This is a genomic window from Pseudomonas sp. MF6755 (genome assembly GCF_016405635.1).
GTDB classification, from domain to species: Bacteria; Pseudomonadota; Gammaproteobacteria; order Pseudomonadales; family Pseudomonadaceae; genus Aquipseudomonas; species Aquipseudomonas haemolytica.
In genome coordinates this window covers 36429-56309 of the sequence record NZ_JAEKDA010000012.1, presented here as the reverse complement: position 1 = coordinate 56309, position 19881 = coordinate 36429, and the positions used below count along the sequence as shown (strand labels likewise).

Below are 19881 nucleotides of genomic sequence, written 5' to 3'. Positions count from 1 at the left end.
GGGGTAAACCGGCAGGGATGCCGGTTTAGCCGCCCCGCGCCATGGATGGCGCGTGGCGGCGGCCCCCCAAATCAATGTCGGATTACGGGCACACCGAGCCTAAGCGAGGTGCCGAGTGGTGGGGCAAGAGCCTTTTGGTTACTTTTGGGCTCTTTTCAAAAGTGACCCGCTGTAAGAGCGGAACCAATAGCAGCCGTTACCGCAGAAACGGATATGTACCCAATCAGACCCAACATCCCGGCCAGCTGTCAGGCCGCCTTCGCAGGCAAGCCCCCTCCCACATTGGATCTGTGGTCACCCACAGGCACCGGGTGCGCTTTTACAGGTAAACTCCCCTCCTTTTCATCTTCTCCACGGAGTTCGCCTTGCGTCTGTTCCACACCTCCGACTGGCACCTGGGCCAAAACCTCCACGGCCAGGAACGCGACTTCGAACACGCCTGTTTCCTTGAGTGGCTGCTGGGCCAACTGAATGCCCAGCGCCCGGATGTGCTGTTGATCGCCGGCGATATTTTCGACACGGTCAACCCGCCGCTCAAGGCTCAGGAGCGCTTGTATGACTTCATCATCAGCGCCCACGAACAAAACCCCAGCCTCACTATTGTGATGATCGCCGGCAACCACGACTCTGGTTCGCGTATCGAACTGCCCGCACCGCTGATGCGCCGCCTGCGCACCCATGCCCTTGGCCGGGTGTTGTGGCTGGACGACGGCCAGTTGGATGCCGAACGCCTGCTGATCCCCTTGCCGGATGCCAAAGGCAAGATTGCCGCCTGGTGCCTGGCCTTGCCATTCCTGCGCCCGGCGGAAGTCACCGGTGCCCACCTTGGGGACGACTACCTGCGCGGTATCGGTCAAGTGCATGAATGGTTGATCGCCGCTGCCAACGCCAAACGCAAGAAGGGCCAGGCGCTGATCGCCATCAGCCACGCGCATATGGCTGGCGGTTCGGTGTCGGAAGACTCCGAGCGCAGCCTGATCATCGGCAATGCCGAGGCGCTGCCGGCCAGCCTGTTCGATAAGAGTGTCGGTTATGTTGCCCTCGGCCACCTGCACAAGCCGCAGAAGGTCAATGGCGAAGAGCGCATACGCTACAGCGGCTCGCCGATTCCGCTGTCGTTTTCCGAAATCGGCTATAAGCACCAGATTCTCGACGTGACGTTCCAGGGCGAACGCCTGGTCAACGTCGAAGCGCTGCCGATTCCGCGCTCGGTCAACCTGCAACGCCTGGAAGCCGCGCCCCTGGCCGAGATCCTCACGCAACTGGCCGAGTTGCCCGACATCGACTTGCTGGCCGAAACCCAGCGTCACCCCTGGCTGGAAGTGCGGGTGCGGCTCGACGAACCACAACCCGACCTGCGCCAGCAGATCGAAACCGCCCTGCAAGGCAAAGCGGTGCGCCTGGTGCGTATCGCCGCCGAGTACGCCGGCCAGCGCGGCAGCGCAGAAGCGGACGACGAGCGCCTGGTCGAACTCGACCAGCTCACACCCCAGGAACTGTTCAGCCGCGCCTGGCAGGACAGCTATGGCAGTGAAGTCGATGAACAGACCATGAAGGATTTCGCTGTGCTACTCCAGGAAGTGCAACAAGCGGGTGAACAGCCATGAAGATCCTTGCCATTCGCCTGAAAAACCTCGCCTCCCTGGCCGGCCCGTTTGAAATCGACTTTACCGCCGAGCCTTTGGCCAGCGCAGGTCTGTTCGCCATCACCGGGCCGACCGGCGCCGGTAAAAGTACCCTGCTCGATGCGCTGTGCCTGGCGCTGTTCGGTGCGGTGCCGCGCCTGGGTAATCTTGGTAAAGAAGGCAAGATTCCGGAAATCGACGCCGAACTGGGTACCGATGATGCACGAACTCTTTTACGCCGCGGAACTGGAAGCGGCTACGCCGAAGTAGATTTCGTAGGCGCTGACGGACATCGATATCGGGCACGCTGGGAAGCAAACAGAGCCAGGGAAAAAGCCAGTGGGCGTTTACAGGCAGTGCGTCATAGCTTGTATGACCTTGATATCAATCAGTTACTGGCTAGCCAGAAAAAAGAAGCTGAACAACTCATCCAAACAAAACTGGGCCTCAATTTCGCTCAGTTCACTCGCGCAGTTATGCTCGCTCAAAGCGAGTTCAGTGCTTTTCTCAAAGCCGATGATAAATCCCGTAGTGAGCTCCTTGAGAAACTCACTAATACAGCCATCTATAGTCATCTCGGCCGAAGAGCTTTCAGCAAAAGCAAGGAAGCTGAAAAAATACATGACGACCTGAAAACCCAATCCAACGGTGTAGTTCCGCTGGCCGCCGAAGCCCGCGCCGAACTGGATCAACAGTTGGCCGTGGCCCAGCAACAGCTCAAGGCCCAGCAGGCTCAGCTCAAGCAGTTGGAGTTGCAGCACACCTGGCTCAAGGAACTGCGTGAATGGCAGGAGCGCCAACTCAGCGCCGTCGAACAGTTGCAACAAGCCCAGCAACACTGGGACAGCCTAGGCCCGCAACGCCAGGACTTGAGCCGCCTCGATCAGTTGGCGCCGCAACGCCATCACTTCCTGCGCCAGGCAGAACTCAGCACCTTGCTGACGCCGCTCGCGGCACAGATTCAGCAGCACATTGATCAGCAAGTCATCCTGCATGCCCGCCAGGAACAGGCGCAACAACAGCAAGTGGCCGCCCAAGCGGCTCTGTCCGAGGCCCTGAAAAACCAGGCCGACGCCGCGCCTCTGCTGCGCCAGGCCGTCGACGAACAAAACAACCTCGCCCACGTGAACAGGGAACTGGCCAAGCGCACCGAGGAGAAGCAGCAGCACGCCAGCGCGTGCACCGAAGGCCAGGCCCTGCTCGACGGTTTGCACGAGAAGCAGGCCCAAGTCGCCGAGCGCCTGCAACGCCTGGCTACCGAGCTTGAGCACAGCGCCGCCCTCGCGCCGCTGAGCAATGCCTGGAGCGCTTACCGCGACCGCCTGCAACAGCTGATGTTGATCGGCAATCGCCTGAACAAGGGCGAGGCCGAACTGCCGCAGCTCGAACAGCGTGCCAGCACCGCTGCCGAACACTTCACCCAACAGCGTGAAGCCCTGAACCTGCTCTACCAGGAGGCCGGTGCCGAACCCCATGCAGTGGCCGAACAAATTCAATTGCTGGCCAGCCTGTTGCAAGACAATCGCAAGCAGCAGCGTGCCTTCGAAGACCTCACCCGCTTGTGGGACAGCCAGCAACAGCTGGATCAACAGGCTGGCGTGCTGACGCAGAAACTCGCCGACGCCGCGCAAAAACGCGAGCAACTGAACCAGACCGGCCTGCAAACCAAGGCCGAACTCACTGTGGCCGAGCAAACCCTGACGGTGACCAAGCAACTGCTCGAGCGCCAGCGCCTGGCCCGCAGTGCCAGCGTCGAGGAACTGCGCGAGCAGTTGCAGGATGACCAGCCCTGCCCGGTGTGTGGCAGTCATGAGCATCCGTATCACCAGCCCGAAGCGCTGCTGCAAAGCCTCGGTCGCCACGATGAAAGCGAAGAGGCTGCGGCGCAGAAAGCCGTCGACAACCTCAAGGAAAAACTCACCGAGCTGCGCGCCGAAGTGGGCGGCTTGATCGGCCAGCAAAAGGAATTCCTGCAGCAGCAGGAGCAGTTGGCTACGCAGCAGCAGGGCCTGGCGCCGAGCCTGCAAGCGCACCCTCTGTACACGTCGCTGTTCAACCAGGACGCCACCCAGCGCAGCAGTTGGCTGGCCCAGCAACTGGCCCAACTGACCCAAAGCATCACCCAGGACGAGCACCGCCAGGGCGCCCTGCTCAACCTGCAACAAAACGCCGGGCGCTTGCAGCAACAACTGCAAGCCGCCCAGGACGCCAGCCAGCAAGCCCGGCAATTGCTGGTGGACCAGCAGCGCGAACTGGCCAACGACCGCGAACGCCTCGACACAGAACTCAGCGCCTTCGCCAGCCTGTTGCCCGCGCACACCCTGGAAGGTTTGCGCAGTACACCTGCAGCGACCTTTATGCAGCTCGACCAGCAGGTCAGCCAACGCCTTGAGCAGTTGGGCCATCAGCGTGATGAACTGGCCGAGCAGCAAGAGCGCCAACAGGCCATCGAGAAACAACAGACCCACCAGCAACATCGCCAGCAACAGCTCGACGCCCTGAATCTGCAGGTCGCCGAGTTGGCGGCGCAGCATCAGGTCGTCCAGGAAAAACTCAGCGGCTTGTTGGGTGACCACCCCAGCGCCGAACACTGGCAGCAGCAACTGGAGCAGGCCGTCGCACAGTCACGCCAGGCCGAGACCGATACCAACCAGGAACTGCACGCCGTGCACACGACCCTGGTGCAGTTGGTGGCGGACCTCAAGGCCCAACAGGAACGCCAGCAAGCATTGGAGGCAGAGCAACACAACCTGGCGACGCGTGTCACCGAATGGCGTGCCCTGCACCCCGAACTGGATGACGACGGCCTGACGCGCCTGCTGGCCCTGGATGAAGCCCAGGTCGCGCAGTTGCGCCAGCACCTGCACAACAGCGAAAAAGCCGTCGAGCAGGCCAAGGTACTGCTGCAAGAGCGCGAACAGCGCCTGGCGGAACACCAAGCGTTGCACAACGGTAACCTGGACGCCGAGCAGTTGGACAACACCCTGGCGACGCTTAACCAGCAACTGGCCGAAGGTGAGAAACAATGCGCCGAACTGCGCGCACGTCAATCCGAAGACCAGCGCCGCCAGAACGCCAACCAGGCCCTGGCCGAGCAGATCGCCAAGGCTTACGAGGAATGGCAGCGCTGGGCGCGCCTGAATGCGCTGATCGGCTCGGCCACCGGCGACACCTTCCGCAAGATCGCCCAGGCCTATAACCTCGATTTGCTGGTGCACCACGCCAACGTACAACTGCGCCAACTGGTGCGCCGCTACCGGCTTAAACGTGGCGGCAGCATGCTTGGCTTGTTGGTGATGGACACGGAGATGGGCGACGAACTGCGCTCGGTGCACTCGCTGTCGGGCGGCGAAACCTTCCTGGTGTCGTTGGCACTGGCCTTGGGCCTGGCGTCCATGGCCTCGAGTACCTTGAAGATCGAATCGCTGTTTATCGATGAAGGGTTTGGCAGCCTGGACCCCGAGTCGCTGCAATTGGCGATGGACGCCCTGGATGGCCTGCAGGCCCAGGGCCGCAAGGTGGCCGTGATTTCTCACGTACAGGAAATGCACGAGCGCATCCCGGTGCAGATCCAGGTCAAGCGCCAGGGCAACGGGCTGAGCACGTTGGAGGTCAAGTGAGCGAGGTGCTGCTGTATTCGTTCCGGCGCTGCCCCTATGCAATGCGGGCGCGCCTGGCGTTGCGTTATTCGGGGGTAGCTGTGCGCATTATCGAAGTCAGCCTGAAAGCCAAGCCGGCCGAGATGCTGGCGCTGTCGCCCAAGGGCACGGTGCCGGTGCTGAACGTCGGGGACCAAGTGATCGAGGAAAGCCTGGAGATCATGGAATGGGCGCTGGCCCAACACGACCCCGAGGACTGGCGCCTACAGGGTAATCCGGCGGTGTACGAGCTGATTGAAGCGAACGACCAAGGGTTCAAACATCATTTGAATCGATACAAGTACCCCGAGCGGTACCCGGAGCAACCGATGGAAGCTTACCGGGCCGAGGGCGAGGTGTTCTTGCAGAAGCTGGAGGGTTTGCTGGCAGAGCGGGAGTATTTGCTTGCCGATCACCTGAGCCTGGCCGACGTGGCGCTGGCGCCGTTTGTACGGCAGTTTGCCCATGTGGATCGCGAGTGGTTCGCGGGGACGCCGTATCGGCGCTTGCAGGCTTGGTTGCAGCGGTTTCTGGAGTCGCCGCTGTTTATTGCCGTGATGGCAAAACCCTGAGGCCAATACAATCAAGTGTGGGAGATGGCTTGCCTGCGAGGGTATCCACTCGGTGCATGGGCTACACCGAGTCGTCAGCATCGCAGGCAAGCCAGCTCCCGCACTTGACCGTCGCTCAATTGAGGCTCAGTGCTGGGTCTTGTGATCCAGCGCCGCATAGAAGTTGGCGCTCTGTTGCAGGTATTTCTGGGTGTAAGCCGTGACATTGGATTTTTTGCTGGTGACTTCTACGGTGGCGGCAGCTGGCAACGCTACAGTGGCGGAAACAGCGGAAGCGGCGATGATCGAGAAGAGATTGAAGTTCATGGCGGTAACCCTTGTGTTCGTTTGGTTGGGTGGCCGGGGAAGGCCTTGGAACCCAACTTACGCCCGAGGGTTGAACCTTAGAAATGCTTTGAAACAGTAGCCGCTATCAATCGAATTAATACAAAGGGTCAGGCCCCGCATGGCGGGGCCTGTGGCTTATTGACGCACCAGGAACTTGAGGTCGCTGGGGGCATCGATCGGCAATTTCTGCACGGTTTTACCCAGCAGGCCGGTATTGGGGTCGCGCTCTACCACCACGATCTCATTGCTTTTCTGGTTGGCGATCAGCAGGAACTTGCCGCTCGGGTCCAGGCTGAATTCACGCGGGTGGTCGCCATCTACGGAGCGACGCTGGATTTCCTTGAGGTGCGCGGTGGCCGGGTCGATGCTGAACACCAGCAACTGGTTGGCCGTGCCACGGTTGCTCACATAGAGGAACTTGCCATCGCTTGAGGCATGCAACGCGGCGCCGGCCTTGTCGGACACCGGTTGGCCGGCGGCATAGTCAAGCAATTGGGTTTGCGTCAGCTTGCCCTCGTTGTAATCGAACACAGCGACCTGGGCGCTCATCTCGGTGGTCAGCCAGGCGTGCTTGCCGTCAGCGCTGAACAGCAAATGACGCGGGCCACTGCCTGGCGGCAACTGCACCGAGGGCGGGTTGGCCGGAGTCAGCGGCAACTCGTGATTGGCCTTGGGGTCGTAGTGGTAGACAAACACCTTGTCCGCTCCCAGGTCCTGCACAAACACATAGTTGCCATCCGGCGACGACACCACCGAATGCACATGGTTGGAGGCCTGGCGCTCAGGGTTCACGCGGCTGGCCGGGTGCCCGCTCAACTGTACCGGGGCCGACAGCTTGCCCTCGGCGTCTACCGGCAGCACCGCCAGGCTGCCGCCCGGGTCTTCCAGCACCGAATAGTTGGCGACGAACAGGTGGCGCCCATCGGCGGCGACGCTGGAGTGAGTCGGCTCGTTGCCCAGGCTCTGCACCTGGTTGAGCAGCGTGAGCTGATGGTTCTTTGGGTCGATGCTGTAGCTGCTGACGCGGCCGACCGGGTCTTTCTGGCCCGGGCCGTTCTCGTTGACCACAAACAGGTACTTCTGGTCCTTGGAGACCGTCAACCACGATGGGTTGGCCGTCTTGGCCGCCAGCACTGGCTTGCCGCTGAACTGGCCGGTGCGGCTGTCAAATTGCAGGCGGTAGATGCCTTCGCTGCTGCCGGCGGTGTAGCTGCCTACCAGCAGTTCATAGGTGTCGGCCGGTGCGGCTTGCACCGACATGGCACCGACGCTGCCCGCCATCAGCAGGGGCCAGAATTTACGCATCATCATCGGCTTGATCCTCATCGTTATTGTTGCCGGTGAAGGCGCTCATGCAGATCAGGCGGTGCTCGCCCGACTCACCGGTCAGGGTCCAGCTTTGCAGGGTGTCGTCGAACGTGGCCGCCTGTACCTGGGCCAGGCTGAATGCCCAGCGTTTTTCAGCACGGCCGTCCATGGCGGTGATCAGCAACTTCTCGTCGTTTAACTCGAAGTCAAAGGCGTGCAGGCCATCGATTTCGAGCATGTTGCTGGTGGCAAGGACGGTGGTGAGGGTCGCAGTTTCGGCAGTCATAACATCAGTCGTTCAGAGGAAAGACCTCATGATAGGTCAAAATGTTGCATCAACCTAAAACCCTGTTTTCTCCCACCGGGGGCATTCATATGCCGCCACAATTACTGCCTCCTCACCCGCCCTGCGTGCCATCGACCTTTGCCGCTGGTACAGCGTCTCCGGAAACAGCTGATTACTCATTGCTCATTTAACGGTTGAGCGCCGGTCGTTAGTTTTCAGCGGGAAAGATCTCAACGACAAGGAAGCTACACGATGATCCATGGAAACCACCCTCCACGACTTTTCGACTACGCCTTTAGCCCTGTACTGCCAACTCCCGCTGCCCTCCAGCCGGCTGAAACAGCCCAAGCAACACCGCCCCTCCCTTCCAAACCTGCACCCCAATCAGATCACGGCCAGCCACTGCGCAGAAGCAGGCGTGATGCCACCTTGCATTACGAAGTAGCGGGTGAGTCCGGGTTAACTGTTGTACCCCTGCGTTCAACGCCTCTTACCACGCTTTCCACGCATCAACCGGCGACAGCGCCCCGCTCACCTGACATCACCGCTAACACCGTTGCCCACCAGTTCGCCGAGCGCCCCAAGCTGCGTTCGGTGGTGTCGGGCATGCTCAGCGATGCCCTGAAAAACCTCTACCCCACCCTGGCGTTCGACCTCGAATACACATCACTGGCCGAACCCACCTCAAACAATCCGCCGCAATACTGCCTGACGCCCTTGCTGGACGTGGCCTTGAAGCACCTCACCAGCGACGGCGAGCTGGACTTTACCGACAAACACTCACTGGCCTGCACCTTGATCGACCAAGCCACAGGCCATACGCTCAAGCCGGCACCCTCGGCGCAAGGGTTGACGCCGGGCATCGATATGCAGGCCGTCGAGTTGGTGATCCGCAGCCTGCGTACCACCCTCAAGAGTGAGTTCGAGCACGCGTTGATTCGCCACTTCACCGGCGATGACTATAACGCTCAAGACACAGGCGCGGCCGGTGCGAACCGTTGGCTGTGGCTCAGCGACGCCTTGAGGGACACCCTGAGAACCGCCGCCTTGAAACAACCCGGGCTCACGGAGCAACAACGCGAAACCCTCGATCAGGTCATCACCTACCCGGACCGTGCGCAACGCCAGAGCGCAAAAGGCGACGCCGCAGCCAAGGTGTTCATCCTGGACACCGCCGTGCGCAAAGGTACTGATACATCCGCTCAGCTCAGCCCGGACCTGCTGATCACCCGGGAAGTGGCCGGCCGTACGCAGGTACTGCATGCGACCGCGGCCGGGGTAATTACCGCGTACGACTCATTGCAAGCATTCGGCGATGCCTGGGGGCGAAACCTGGAGAAGGCATTCGTATTCGACAGCCTCGACTGGAAGCGCCAGGAGCCCGACGCCAATATCTTCGATACACAAGCGGCGCTGATCCTAAATGCCATGGTGGAAAACGTAGCGTCCATTCGTCTTCCAACATCGGGCACCCCGGATGAGCTTGAACAGGTGTTCTCCCGGGCAAGCGACCCAAGCCCCTGGTTCGTGGGCGCCTACACCCCCGACCCTACTGAGCTTGGGCGCCTGCGTGACAAGCTGCCGGGTTGGCTCAGTAACGCCAACGATGCGGAACGCGACACCTACCGACATCACGCACTGGCGCTGGCCAGCAGCGTGAAACGCAACGACGGTCGTACTTTCCTCGACGGCGTTCCCGATATCCGCACCTATGCCCAGCAGCAGTTGGACCAGCACCTGGCCGGCAAAGGCTATACCGCCCAGGATGTGGACGTGGTGTTCAAGGTCGCCGTGGGTAACCTGGGCAGCGGCTACATTGAACGGGTGAAGATGAGCCTGGTCGACATGGCCCTGGAAAACCTCGCGGGCTTGCCCAAGGGCGAGATGGAAGTCCACCTGCACGGGCAACCGGTCAGCGACCCGCACATGCCGCAGATGCTCAAGAACGTGATCAGCAGCGTGGATATCGGTCGCCACTACCCACAACTGCTCAATCGCGAACTGCTCAGCGACACCCCGCAATCCCGGGAGCGGGCAGCACGGTTTGTCGAGCAGGTGCCGATCCAGCTCGCCATGCAGGCGTTGGAACTCAAGCTCAAGGGCGAAGCGGGCATAAGCGCCCAGGGTTACCGTTTTGTCGAAGCCCTCACCCAGCCAGGCGCGGGCAGCAAACAGGTGGACGGGCAGGAAATCACCGTGCGCCCCCTGGCATTTGTGCGCAAACCGGGGGCAACGCCAGACGTGGTCGACAATATGTTCATCATCGAACCGCTGGCCGGCAGCAGCGGCCCACATATTCTCTATCGTCCTCAATTGAAACCCGCGTTGCTCGAATTCGCCAGCCGCGAGGCACTGCTGGAGGCCGTCCGCAAGCCTGGGGCATTGCAAGACAGCGTGCTGGCCTGGCTCAAAGATGACAAAACCCGCGCGGTCTATGGCAACGGCGGTTTTCATACACCCAATATCGCGCGCTTTACCGTGTTCAACGAGTTCGACCCACCCACCACACCCAAGCCCACCACCCTCGCCGTCGACGGCTATGCTGACGCCACCACGCTGCGCCAGGACCTGCTCAACGGTGACCTGTTCACCCATTGGTTCCGCTCCAACGCCAACAGCCTGGTCACCCTGGCAGAAGGCCAATCCACTTCCGACGCTGAAAGCCGCTGGGCCTCGCACAAGGAACTCGGCTGGCTGTTATTCAACACATTGTTGCCGGTATTGCGCGGGCCGGGGGCGATGGCGGGCTGGTTGCTGCAACTGGCCAATAGCGAAGAAGACATCAAGCGGCTTTCCACACAAAACGACCCGGACCCGACGTCGGCAGTGGTCGACCTGTTGATCAACCTGGGCCTGACGCTGGGCCACGCCTCCAGCGCGGAACCCGGCAAGCCGGCACACACGTTTGAACGCTTCGAGCCAGACGCTAATCCCGACAGTCCTGGGCCTAGCCGCCGTGACACTCAAGAGCCCGTTGTTCACCAAGCCGTCATCCGCCAGGATCCGACACCCCCTGTCACCACCAGTTTCGGTGGCGACGGTACGGCCATCGATATCCGGTTATCGAGCCCACGCGGGCTGACGCCAAACCTGCTGGCGCAGATCGACACGTTCAAGGTACCGGCGCCGGCTGAGCCTGGCTCTCCCCTGACCGAAGGTATCAGAAGGGGTCTGTATAAGGTCCACGACCAACTCTATGCCAATATCGGCCAGGCCTGGTTCCGCGTGGCGATCGACCTGGACGGCCCCTTCGTCATTGATGAACAGAACAAGGCCCGTATAGCGCCACCCATCTCCCGCGATGGCCAGGGTCTGTGGCACTTTGACGTCGCCCCCAAGCTCAAGGGTGGCATGCCAAAAAACGAGAGCCTGCAAGATACAGTCAAAAGAAACCTGCTAGCGCAGAAGCAAGCAAAGGCGAACTTCCACCGCAGCAAGCGGGAATTGAGCAAAGTGGAGGAAGCCCATTCAACCGCAATCGAAAAAATCAATACCAGCCTCTCCGAGTACGAGACCGCTCGAAAAAAACTCAAGACGCTTCGCAACCTTTCCAAGAATGAGGGTTCGGCACAGCGATTTCTTGCGCCCTATCTGGAACAGTGCCGAGCCACCGAGCGGCTCAAGAGCAACCTGGACCAGCAACTTCAGGCGCTCAAACCGCTGACACAAGCCCTGAAGGTGGCTGGCGAAAAAGCCATTGAAATCATTGCGCCCAAAAAAATCGGTGGGTTTGACGACCTGTCCGAATTCAAAAAGGACCGCTCATCGGTATACGAAAGCATCCTGCACGCCCTGACTGAAATAGATAACGTTTACACGTCTCTGGCCAACGACGCCCGCCACGTTGGAGTGAATGGCGCCTCGCTGGAGGAGTTGATGAGCCAGACCAATAGAGGCTCCAGTATCGCTTACGATGAATTGATGGAAGTGTCCGAAATGGCCTATCACGCTACTGAAAATCTATTGGCGTCGAGGCAACCGGTCAGTGACACATTTGATCAGTGGAAGAACGACTCCCCCTTTGGTAAGAAAAACGCCGAGGAGTACATCCAAGAGCGATACGCCTCCCCTCCCGCTGCCAGAGTACTGACAGCAAAACTGAACAGGATGTCGTTCCTCAAACTATTGACCACGACATGGACAGCCCGCAGCCCAGAGGCAACCGATCGGTTGCAGATGAGGCGCTTCCTGACAGAATCCCTGAAAACCGAAATAGCCGCTTTTAACGATCTGCGCCAATACACCGGCTACACCTTGAGCGAACGCAATGCCACACTGACAACCATTATCTCTAAATACAAACAGGTATTGAGCGACGGCCTCCTTATGCAGGAGGAGCATCCGGAGCTCTTTCGGGAGCAATACCACCAGCGTTTCACCGAGGTACTCAATGAGCTCATCGCTGAAGCGGAAACCGAGTTGGTCCAGGTCGTCGACGAAGAGCAGTTTCTTATTCCAGCAGCGCCCGCACGCAACGACCTACAAACCAGACCGCATAATCAGCGCGTGTTCAAGACCGAATACAAGGAGACCTTGCTCGGCATACTACGCGCCCCGGAACCCGGTCGGACCTTTGATATTGTCGATGTGCTCGATCCACAAAGCGGCCAACCAGTAGCAAGCTACAGCGATCACTCGGATGCGGATGGCCGTGGGTGGGTGAGGATCGTCCCTGCTGAGCCCGTACAAGCGCCCCAAGGCTCTACTCCCGCGAAGTCCTTGGCGAGCTACAAGAAAGAGGCGCAAACGCTGATAGATGGCACGGCAAGCATCGAGCGTACGATTCGCTTCCAGAAGACAAAGCTTGCCGATCCGCTGCGACGCGACACCGTCTCCCCCAGAGACTGGTACGACATGATCAATACACCTGCCAAACAACTCAAAGCAATGGCAGACCAGGCTGAAGCCAACCATCTCGCCAGACCTGAAACCGCCGAATTGGTTGCATACTGGCGAGCCACCGCCGAAGAAATGTTTCAGAACGCGCGCCAACATGCGGCAGACGGCTATTTGGTTCAGCCGCCGACAGCGGAGAATGTAGACTTCTTGTGGCGCAATAAATTTGTCGATATCAACCTTGTGCAGCGGGACACTCCTACAGAGAGTGGTGATTTCTTCACCGAATACTCTGTTCGCCAAAAAGGCCAAGAAAAACCGGTGTGGTACGCCCACTTTCACTACCCAAAGGAAAACTGGCCACGCGCCGATTACTCAGCCGCGCATCTGAAAATCGCATCCCAGCGGCGCAAAACCCAAAAAGACTTGATTCGCGAGGCAGGAAAAAACGGCACCGTGGAGAAAATAATCAAGGCCAGGATCACAGTGCCTCTGGATGAGAAACTGTTCCTGCCGTTGTGAAACTAAGCCGCTGACACGTAGTAAGAAAGCCGCACACCGTGCGGCTTTTTTACGGGCCTAGTGTGCAAACAGCGAATTGCCCTTCTGCCCCGCCAACTTCTCAGGCTTGATCAGGAACCGCGCCAGTGCCGGCAGCAGCCACAGTGCACCGAACATGTTCCACAACAGCATGAATGTCAGCATCAGGCCCATGTCGGCCTGGAACTTGATTGCCGAGAAGATCCAGGTGCATACCCCAATCGCCAGGCACAAGCCGGTAAACAGCACGGCCTTACCGGTAGACTTGAGCGTCTGGTAATACGCCTCTTGCAGCGGCAAGCCCGCCCGCAGGAAACTTTCCAGCCGGCTGTAAATGTAGATGCCGTAGTCCACACCAATCCCCACGCCCAGCGCCACCACCGGCAAGGTTGCGACCTTGACGCCGATGCCCATGAACGCCATCAGCGCGTTGCCCAGCACCGAGGTCAGTACCAGCGGCAGCACGATGCACAGCGTGGCAGCCCAGGAACGGAAGGTGATCATGCACATGGTCGCCACGCACAGGTACACCAGGATCAGGATAATCAGCTCCGATTCCTTGATCACCTCGTTGGTGGCCGCTTCGATCCCGGCATTACCGGCGGCGAGGATGAATTCCAGGCCGTCCTTGTTGTTCTCCTTGGCGAAGTCCTGCACCGCATGCACCGCGCGGTCAAGGGTTTCGGCCTTGTGGTCGTTGAGGAACACCAGCACCGGCGCCAGGGAGCAATTGTTGTTGTACAAGCCATCGGCACGGGCGATGGAGTTGTTGAGCACGTCCGGGTTGCGCGACAGGGTTTCCCATTTCAGGTTGCCCTCGTTCATGCCCTTGATCATCTGCTTGGACACGGTCACCAACGAGATCGCCGACTGCACACCCTCGGTGTTCTGCATCTTCCACATCAACTGGTCGATAGGCGCCATCGCCTCGTAGCGCGAGCAGCCTTCGGCCTTGGTCTTGACCATCACCACCAGCACGTCGGAACTGGTGGAATAGTTGCTGATAATGAAGTTGTTGTCCTTGTTGTAGCGCGAGTCCGGACGCAGCTCCGGCGCGCCTTGGTCCAAGTCACCGATCTTCAGGTTCTGGCTGTACCAGAGGCCGCCACCGAAGGCGATCAAGGCCAGGAAAATCGAAACCGGGGCGACTTTGGGGCTGGCGAATTTGGACAGCAGCCGCCAGAACGCATGTTCGCGGTTCGCGTCTTTCTTGCTTTTGGCGACGGCACGCTTGCTGATGCCGACGTAGGAAATGGCTACCGGTAGCAGGATCAGGTTAGTGAACACAATCACCGCCACGCCGATCGACGCGCCGATGGCCAGCTCACGGATCACGCCGATGTCGATGATCAGCAGGGTAATGAAGCCCACCGCATCTGCGAGAATCGCGATCATCCCTGGCAGGAACAACTGGCGGAAGGTGCGCCGTGCGGCGGTCAGGGCGTTATCGGCGTCGCTGGATTGCAGGGCGATACCGTTGATCTTCTGTACACCGTGGGAAATACCGATGGCGAAGATCAGGAACGGCACCAGCATCGAGTACGGATCCAGCCCGAAGCCGACGGCATGCATCAGGCCCAGTTGCCATACCACGGCCACCAGGGTCGTGCTCAACACCGCAATGGTGCTTCGCAGGCAGTTGGTGAACCACAACAACAGGACCAGGGTGATGGCGAAGGCCACACCAAAGAACAGCACCACCATGATCAGGCCATCGATCAGGTCACCAACTTTCTTCGCAAAGCCGACAATGTGAATTTTTACATTAGGGTTTTGCGCCTCAAACTTGTTGCGGATCTTGTCCTCAAGCTCGTGGGAAAACTTCTGGTAGTCCAGGGCCAGTAACTTGCCCTGATCCTGCGGGTCCGGGTAGGACTCCAGCAGCGGGATATCGACGATGCTCGACTTGAAATCGTTAGCCACCAGGCGCCCGACCTGGCCGGACTTGAGCACGTTGTTGCGCAACTGGTCGAGGCTTTGCGGCGAGCCGTTGTAACTTTGCGGGATCACTTCACCGCCGGCAAAACCCTCCTCGGTCACTTCGGTCCAGCGCACGCTGGGGCTCCACAGCGACTTGAGGCCCGAACGATCGACGCCGGAGATGTAGAACACCTCATCGTTGATCTGGCGCAGCGTCTCCATGTACTCCTTCGTGAAGATATCCCCGTCCTTGGCCTCCACCGAGATGCGCACGGTATTGCCCAGGTTGGCCAGATCGTTGCGGTGCTCCATCATCTTTTCGATGAAGGGGTGCTTGAGGGGGATCATCTTTTCAAAGCTGGTGGACGGGCGAATCAACGTCGCCTGCCAGAACAGGAAAATGCTCACCAGCAAACAGATGACGATCACTGCCGGGCGATTGTTGAAGATCAGGCGCTCAAGAAAGGTCGCTTTATCGTTGTGATGACTGCTCATTGAAACCCGCCTTCTTATTATTTTGAGAGGTCAGCGCCAGCTGGCGTGGCGACGCGAACGCCACCCTGCCCGACCAGAATCAAGTTGCCGTCGCCCGCCGCCGTGACGGCCGACAGCGAAATGCGGTCCGGGCGATTGAACACGCTGAACGTCGCCCCGTCGTCATGGCTGACCACCACGCTACCGCCATTACCTACGACTACGATGGAACCGTCATCCAACAAGGCCGCGCCCGACAAACCAAACTCCAGCGCGCCCCGCGCCGCATTCAGCTGGACTTGTTCCCAGTGGCTGCCGAAATCGGTGGAACGGTACAGGTTGCCGCGCAGTCCGTAGGCCAGCAGCGTGCGCGGTTGCGCAGTGCTGATCACGCCGAACAGCGAGCCTTCATAAGGCCCTTCGAGTTTTTCCCAGGTCTGGCCGTCGTCACTGGAGCGGAACATGCTGCCCTGCTCACCAACGATGAACAGGCCGGCGTCCTTGATCTGGGCAATGGCGTTGAGGTGGAACTGGTCTTCGTTGTCGAGGCGGTCGCTGATGTCGTCCCAGGTTTTGCCGCCGTCGGTGGTCTCGATCAACGCACCGTAGGCGCCCACGGCCAGGCCGTGGCTGGCGTCGTTGAACCACACATCGAGTAACGGGGCTTCGCGCTTGAGGTCTTGATATTGCGGGGTCCAGGTGGCACCGCCATCGGAGCTGGCAAGCACTTGCGCATCATGGCCAACGGCCCAGCCGTGTTTGTCATCGACGAAAAACACCGCCGTGAGCAGTTGCCGGGTGGGGACTTTGGCTTGGGCCCAGGTGTGGCCCTGATCATCGGAATAAAGGATATGCCCGCGATCACCGACCGCCACGAGGCGCTTGCCCGCGTGAACCACGTCGATCATCAAGCCTTTGGCGGCCTTGGGAGATTCAATCGCAAAAACCGCGGCGGCGGTGGTATCGCTGGCGGCCAGCACTGGCGTCGACAACACGGCACCTGCAAGCAGCGAGAGCGCTGTGGCCAGCAACGCAACCCTGCGTGCGGCGCGTGGGCGGCAGACAACCCAACCCATGACAGGCTCACTCATAGACCTTTCTCCCATTTATTATTGTTAGGTCGTCTCATCCAGGGCCTTGAAACCTGCAATCTAGAGCGCCTGGAGTAAGCAGGAGCCATCCTATCGGGCTTTGGAATCGTCTGACAATCGGCGCTACGTTATCTTTTGTTAACTGGCGGCGTTTGGCCAGATGGTGAATGTAGCGGCATCAGGGGAAATGATGAGTACAAGAAGCGCGTCCCACTGGCGCCGCCAAATGAATTTTTATTCCATCTATTGAATTAAGGGAATTTTTATTCCATTAATAGCCTTCCTGAAAACAATAATCCAAAGGACCACGGCTATGCGTGAACTCGGAATCGGCTTGATCGGCACAGGCTTCATGGGCCGCGCCCACGCGCTGGCGTTCAATAACGCGCGGGCGGTATTTGAACTGCCGGTACACCTCAAGCTGGCCGCCCTGGCCGACGCCGACACCGAACGCGCCCAACGTTGCGCCAGCGCCTGGGGGTTTGCCCAGGCCCATGGCGACTGGCAGGCGTTGATCAATGATCCCAAGGTCGACGTCGTGGCCATCACCACACCCAACCATCTGCACTACCCCATGGCCATGGCCGCGATTGCGGCAGGCAAGGCGGTGTATTGCGAGAAACCCCTGGCCGTCAGCCTCGAGCAAGCCGACGCCATGCGCTGCGCCGCCAGTGCTGCCGGGGTGGTGACGCGAGTCGGCTACAACTACCAGCACAACCCGATGATCGTGCTGGCCAGGCAGATGATTGCCCAGGGTGAACTGGGCGAGATCATCAGTTTCCAGGGTGAATTCAGCGAAGACTTCATGGCCGACCCGACGTCCCCGTGGTCGTGGCGCTGCGAGGTGGCCCACGCTGGCGGCGCCCTGGCTGACCTGGGCAGCCATCTGCTGTCGATGGCGCGCTACCTGGTGGGCGATGTGGTCAGTGTGTGTGCCGATACCCAGACCGTGCATGCCCAACGCCCCGCCACGGCCGGTAGCCCGACGTCAAAAGCCATCGCCGTGGACGACCAGGTGCATGCGCTGCTGCGCTTTGCCAACGGTGCCCGCGGCACAGTAAGCAGTAGTTGGCTCAAGCACGGCTACAAGAACCACCTCAGTTTCGAAATCAGCGGGACCAAAGGCACACTGGCGTTCGACCAAGAGCGCTTGAATGAACTGAGCCTGTGCCGCATCGGCCAGGACGGTTTCCAACGCATTCTGGCAGGCCCGGCCCTGCCAGGTTATGCAGCGTTCAGCCCGGCGGCGGGGCATCAGTTGGGCTACAACGAGTTGAAGACCTTGGAGGTGCAGGAGTTGATCATGGCGCTGGCCGGCCAGGGTGCACAGGGGACAGACTTTGAAGCCGCGTGGGAAGTTGAGCGGCTGGCGACGGCGATTCGCGTGGCGGCCCTCGAGGAGCGCTGGGTCAAAGTGGCCACGGTTTAAAATGTGGGAGGGGGCTTGCCCCCGATGGCGGTGGGTCAGTTACAGATGTATTCACTGACACGCCCTCATCGGGAGCAAGCCCCCTCCCACACTTGAATCACCAGTGGATTCATGTCAGCGCAACGCCCGACGAAGTACTTTGCCCACAGTGGTCTTGGGCAGTTCCGTCGTACGAAATTCCACATACTTGGGCAGCTTGTACCCCGTCAGGTACTCCCGGCAATGCGCGAGGATCTGCTCCTGTGTCAGGTTCGGGTCCTTGCGCACCACGATGATCTTGACCTTCTCCCCCGTCACCGTATCTTCCACACCAATGGCCGCCACTTCACCGACACCCGGATGCATCGCCACCACATCCTCGATTTCATTGGGGTACACGTTGAAACCCGAGACCAGGATCATGTCCTTCTTGCGGTCTACCAGGCGGATATAGCCGCGTGCGTCCATCACCCCGATATCACCGGTAGACAGCCAGCCCTCGGCGTCCAGTACCTCGGCGGTTTCCTTCGGGCGTTTCCAGTAGCCCTGCATCACTTGCGGGCCACGTACTTGCAGTTCACCTTGCTCACCGATATCCGCCAGCTCGCCGTCTTCGCGAACAAAGCGCACCCAGGTCGACGGCAACGGCACACCAATGCTGCCGGTAAACTCCATCTCACGCATGCGCGAAATATCAATGGGGCTGATGCTCACCACCGGCGAACATTCGGTCAGCCCGTAGCCTTCGATGATCGGCAGGCCGGTGACTTCTTTCCAGCGCTTGGCCACGGCCGTGTGGGTGGCCATGCCGCCAGCGATCACTATGCGCAGGTCGGAAAAGTCCCGCGCACAGAACGCTTTGTTCTCCAGCAAACCGTTGAACAGCGTGTTCACCCCGGCGATCCCGTTGAAACGCTCTTTGCGCAGGATCATCTGCACACGCTTCACGTCCCGCGGGTTGGCGATCAGGATATTGCGCCCGCCCAGGCACATGAACATCAGGCAGTTCACCGTCAGCGAAAAGATGTGATACAGCGGTAGCAACGTCACGTTGGTTTCCTGCTTGTGCTGGTCCAACTGGTCGCCGACCCAGGCTTTGGCTTGCAGCAGGTTGGCGATGATATTGCGGTGGCTGAGCATCACCCCCTTGGCATCGCCGGTGGTGCCACCGGTGTATTGCAAAAACGCCAGCTCATCGCGGTCCAGGCTGACCGGCAGATGATTCAGCGCCCTGCCCTGTTTCAGCACCTGGTTGAAACGCAGGGCGCCGGGCAGCTTGAACGCCGGCACCTGCTTCTGTACGCGGCGCAGGATGAAGTTCATCGCCGCGCCCTTGAAGGTGCCCAGCAAGTCACCGATGGCCGCTATCACCACCCGCTTGACGCTGCTGCCGGCCACGACTTTTTCCAGGGTGTGGGCAAAGTTCTCGAAGATCACCACGGTCTCGGCGCCGCTGTCCTTGAGCAGGTGCTTGAGCTCATGGCTGGTGTACAAGGGGTTGACGTTGACCACCACCGCCCCGGCGAGGATCGTGCCCAACAGGCAGATCGGGTACTGCAAGCAGTTGGGCATCATCAGCGCCACGCGGTCGCCCTTCTGCACGCCCTGGCCCTGCAGCCAGGCGGCAAAGGCAATGCCCTGGGCCTGCCAGTCGGCGTAGGTCATCTCGGTGCCGATGCTGACGTAGGCGACCCGCTCACGGAATTTTTCCAAGTGTTCCAGGAACACTTCGCGCAACGACGGGTAGTCCTCGATCCCGGCATCGATATCGGCCGGAACGCCGGGCAGGTAAGCGTTCAACCAGATGCGTTCGGCGTGTTCCAGGCTGATAGCGTTCATGGCAGTGTCCTTATTGT

The 19881-nt window shown here is 60.0% G+C and carries 11 protein-coding genes; 5 read left to right on the top strand and 6 right to left on the bottom strand.

Going from position 1 to position 19881, the window contains the following annotated elements:
• Positions 1 to 365: 365 nt before the first annotated feature.
• Genes JFT66_RS17210 through JFT66_RS17200 form a run of 3 tightly spaced genes read left to right on the top strand, consistent with a single transcriptional unit; the run spans position 366 to position 5835 of the window.
• Complete coding sequence (locus JFT66_RS17210) at positions 366 to 1607, top strand: exonuclease SbcCD subunit D C-terminal domain-containing protein (RefSeq protein WP_198859725.1); 1242 nt, start codon at positions 366 to 368, stop codon at positions 1605 to 1607.
• Positions 1604 to 5245, top strand: a complete 3642-nt coding sequence (locus JFT66_RS17205; protein WP_198859724.1) for an AAA family ATPase — start codon at positions 1604 to 1606, stop codon at positions 5243 to 5245. The genes JFT66_RS17210 and JFT66_RS17205 overlap by 4 nt, the downstream gene beginning before the upstream one ends.
• Positions 5242 to 5835: a glutathione S-transferase gene (locus JFT66_RS17200; RefSeq protein ID WP_198859723.1), complete on the top strand. Its 594-nt coding sequence runs from the start codon at positions 5242 to 5244 to the stop codon at positions 5833 to 5835. The genes JFT66_RS17205 and JFT66_RS17200 overlap by 4 nt, the downstream gene beginning before the upstream one ends.
• A gap of 126 nt (positions 5836 to 5961) precedes the next feature.
• Here the strand turns inward: JFT66_RS17200 and JFT66_RS17195 are convergent, their stop codons facing one another.
• The 3 genes from JFT66_RS17195 to JFT66_RS17185 form a co-directional block, all read right to left on the bottom strand.
• Positions 5962 to 6141 (bottom strand): hypothetical protein, encoded by a 180-nt coding sequence (locus tag JFT66_RS17195; protein WP_153839566.1) that lies wholly within the window; start codon positions 6139 to 6141, stop codon positions 5962 to 5964.
• A gap of 156 nt (positions 6142 to 6297) precedes the next feature.
• A complete protein-coding gene (locus tag JFT66_RS17190) occupies positions 6298 to 7473 on the bottom strand; it encodes a lactonase family protein (RefSeq protein ID WP_198859722.1) in 1176 nt (391 codons plus the stop codon).
• The gene (locus JFT66_RS17185; RefSeq protein WP_198859721.1) at positions 7460 to 7756 is read right to left on the bottom strand and encodes a DUF5629 family protein; all 297 of its coding nucleotides are present in this window, start codon (positions 7754 to 7756) and stop codon (positions 7460 to 7462) included. The genes JFT66_RS17190 and JFT66_RS17185 overlap by 14 nt, the downstream gene beginning before the upstream one ends.
• Before the next feature lie 429 nt (positions 7757 to 8185).
• On the opposite strand from JFT66_RS17185, the gene JFT66_RS17180 reads away from it, so the two are divergent.
• The gene (locus JFT66_RS17180; protein ID WP_233097123.1) at positions 8186 to 13114 is read left to right on the top strand and encodes a dermonecrotic toxin domain-containing protein; all 4929 of its coding nucleotides are present in this window, start codon (positions 8186 to 8188) and stop codon (positions 13112 to 13114) included.
• A 57-nt stretch (positions 13115 to 13171) separates the two neighbouring features.
• Here the strand turns inward: JFT66_RS17180 and JFT66_RS17175 are convergent, their stop codons facing one another.
• Together JFT66_RS17175 and JFT66_RS17170 are read right to left on the bottom strand one after the other, a co-directional pair.
• Positions 13172 to 15547 carry an efflux RND transporter permease subunit gene (locus tag JFT66_RS17175; protein WP_153839563.1) on the bottom strand — a complete coding sequence of 792 codons (2376 nt, stop codon included), beginning with the start codon at positions 15545 to 15547 and terminating at the stop codon, positions 13172 to 13174.
• Between the two features lie 17 nt (positions 15548 to 15564).
• Positions 15565 to 16602, bottom strand: a complete 1038-nt coding sequence (locus tag JFT66_RS17170; protein ID WP_198859784.1) for a WD40/YVTN/BNR-like repeat-containing protein — start codon at positions 16600 to 16602, stop codon at positions 15565 to 15567.
• A gap of 328 nt (positions 16603 to 16930) precedes the next feature.
• Here JFT66_RS17170 and JFT66_RS17165 point away from each other — a divergent pair, with 328 nt between their 5' ends.
• The gene (locus tag JFT66_RS17165; protein WP_198859720.1) at positions 16931 to 18046 is read left to right on the top strand and encodes a Gfo/Idh/MocA family protein; all 1116 of its coding nucleotides are present in this window, start codon (positions 16931 to 16933) and stop codon (positions 18044 to 18046) included.
• A 114-nt stretch (positions 18047 to 18160) separates the two neighbouring features.
• Here the strand turns inward: JFT66_RS17165 and JFT66_RS17160 are convergent, their stop codons facing one another.
• Positions 18161 to 19864 (bottom strand): AMP-binding protein, encoded by a 1704-nt coding sequence (locus JFT66_RS17160; protein ID WP_153839562.1) that lies wholly within the window; start codon positions 19862 to 19864, stop codon positions 18161 to 18163.
• Positions 19865 to 19881 lie beyond the last annotated feature (17 nt).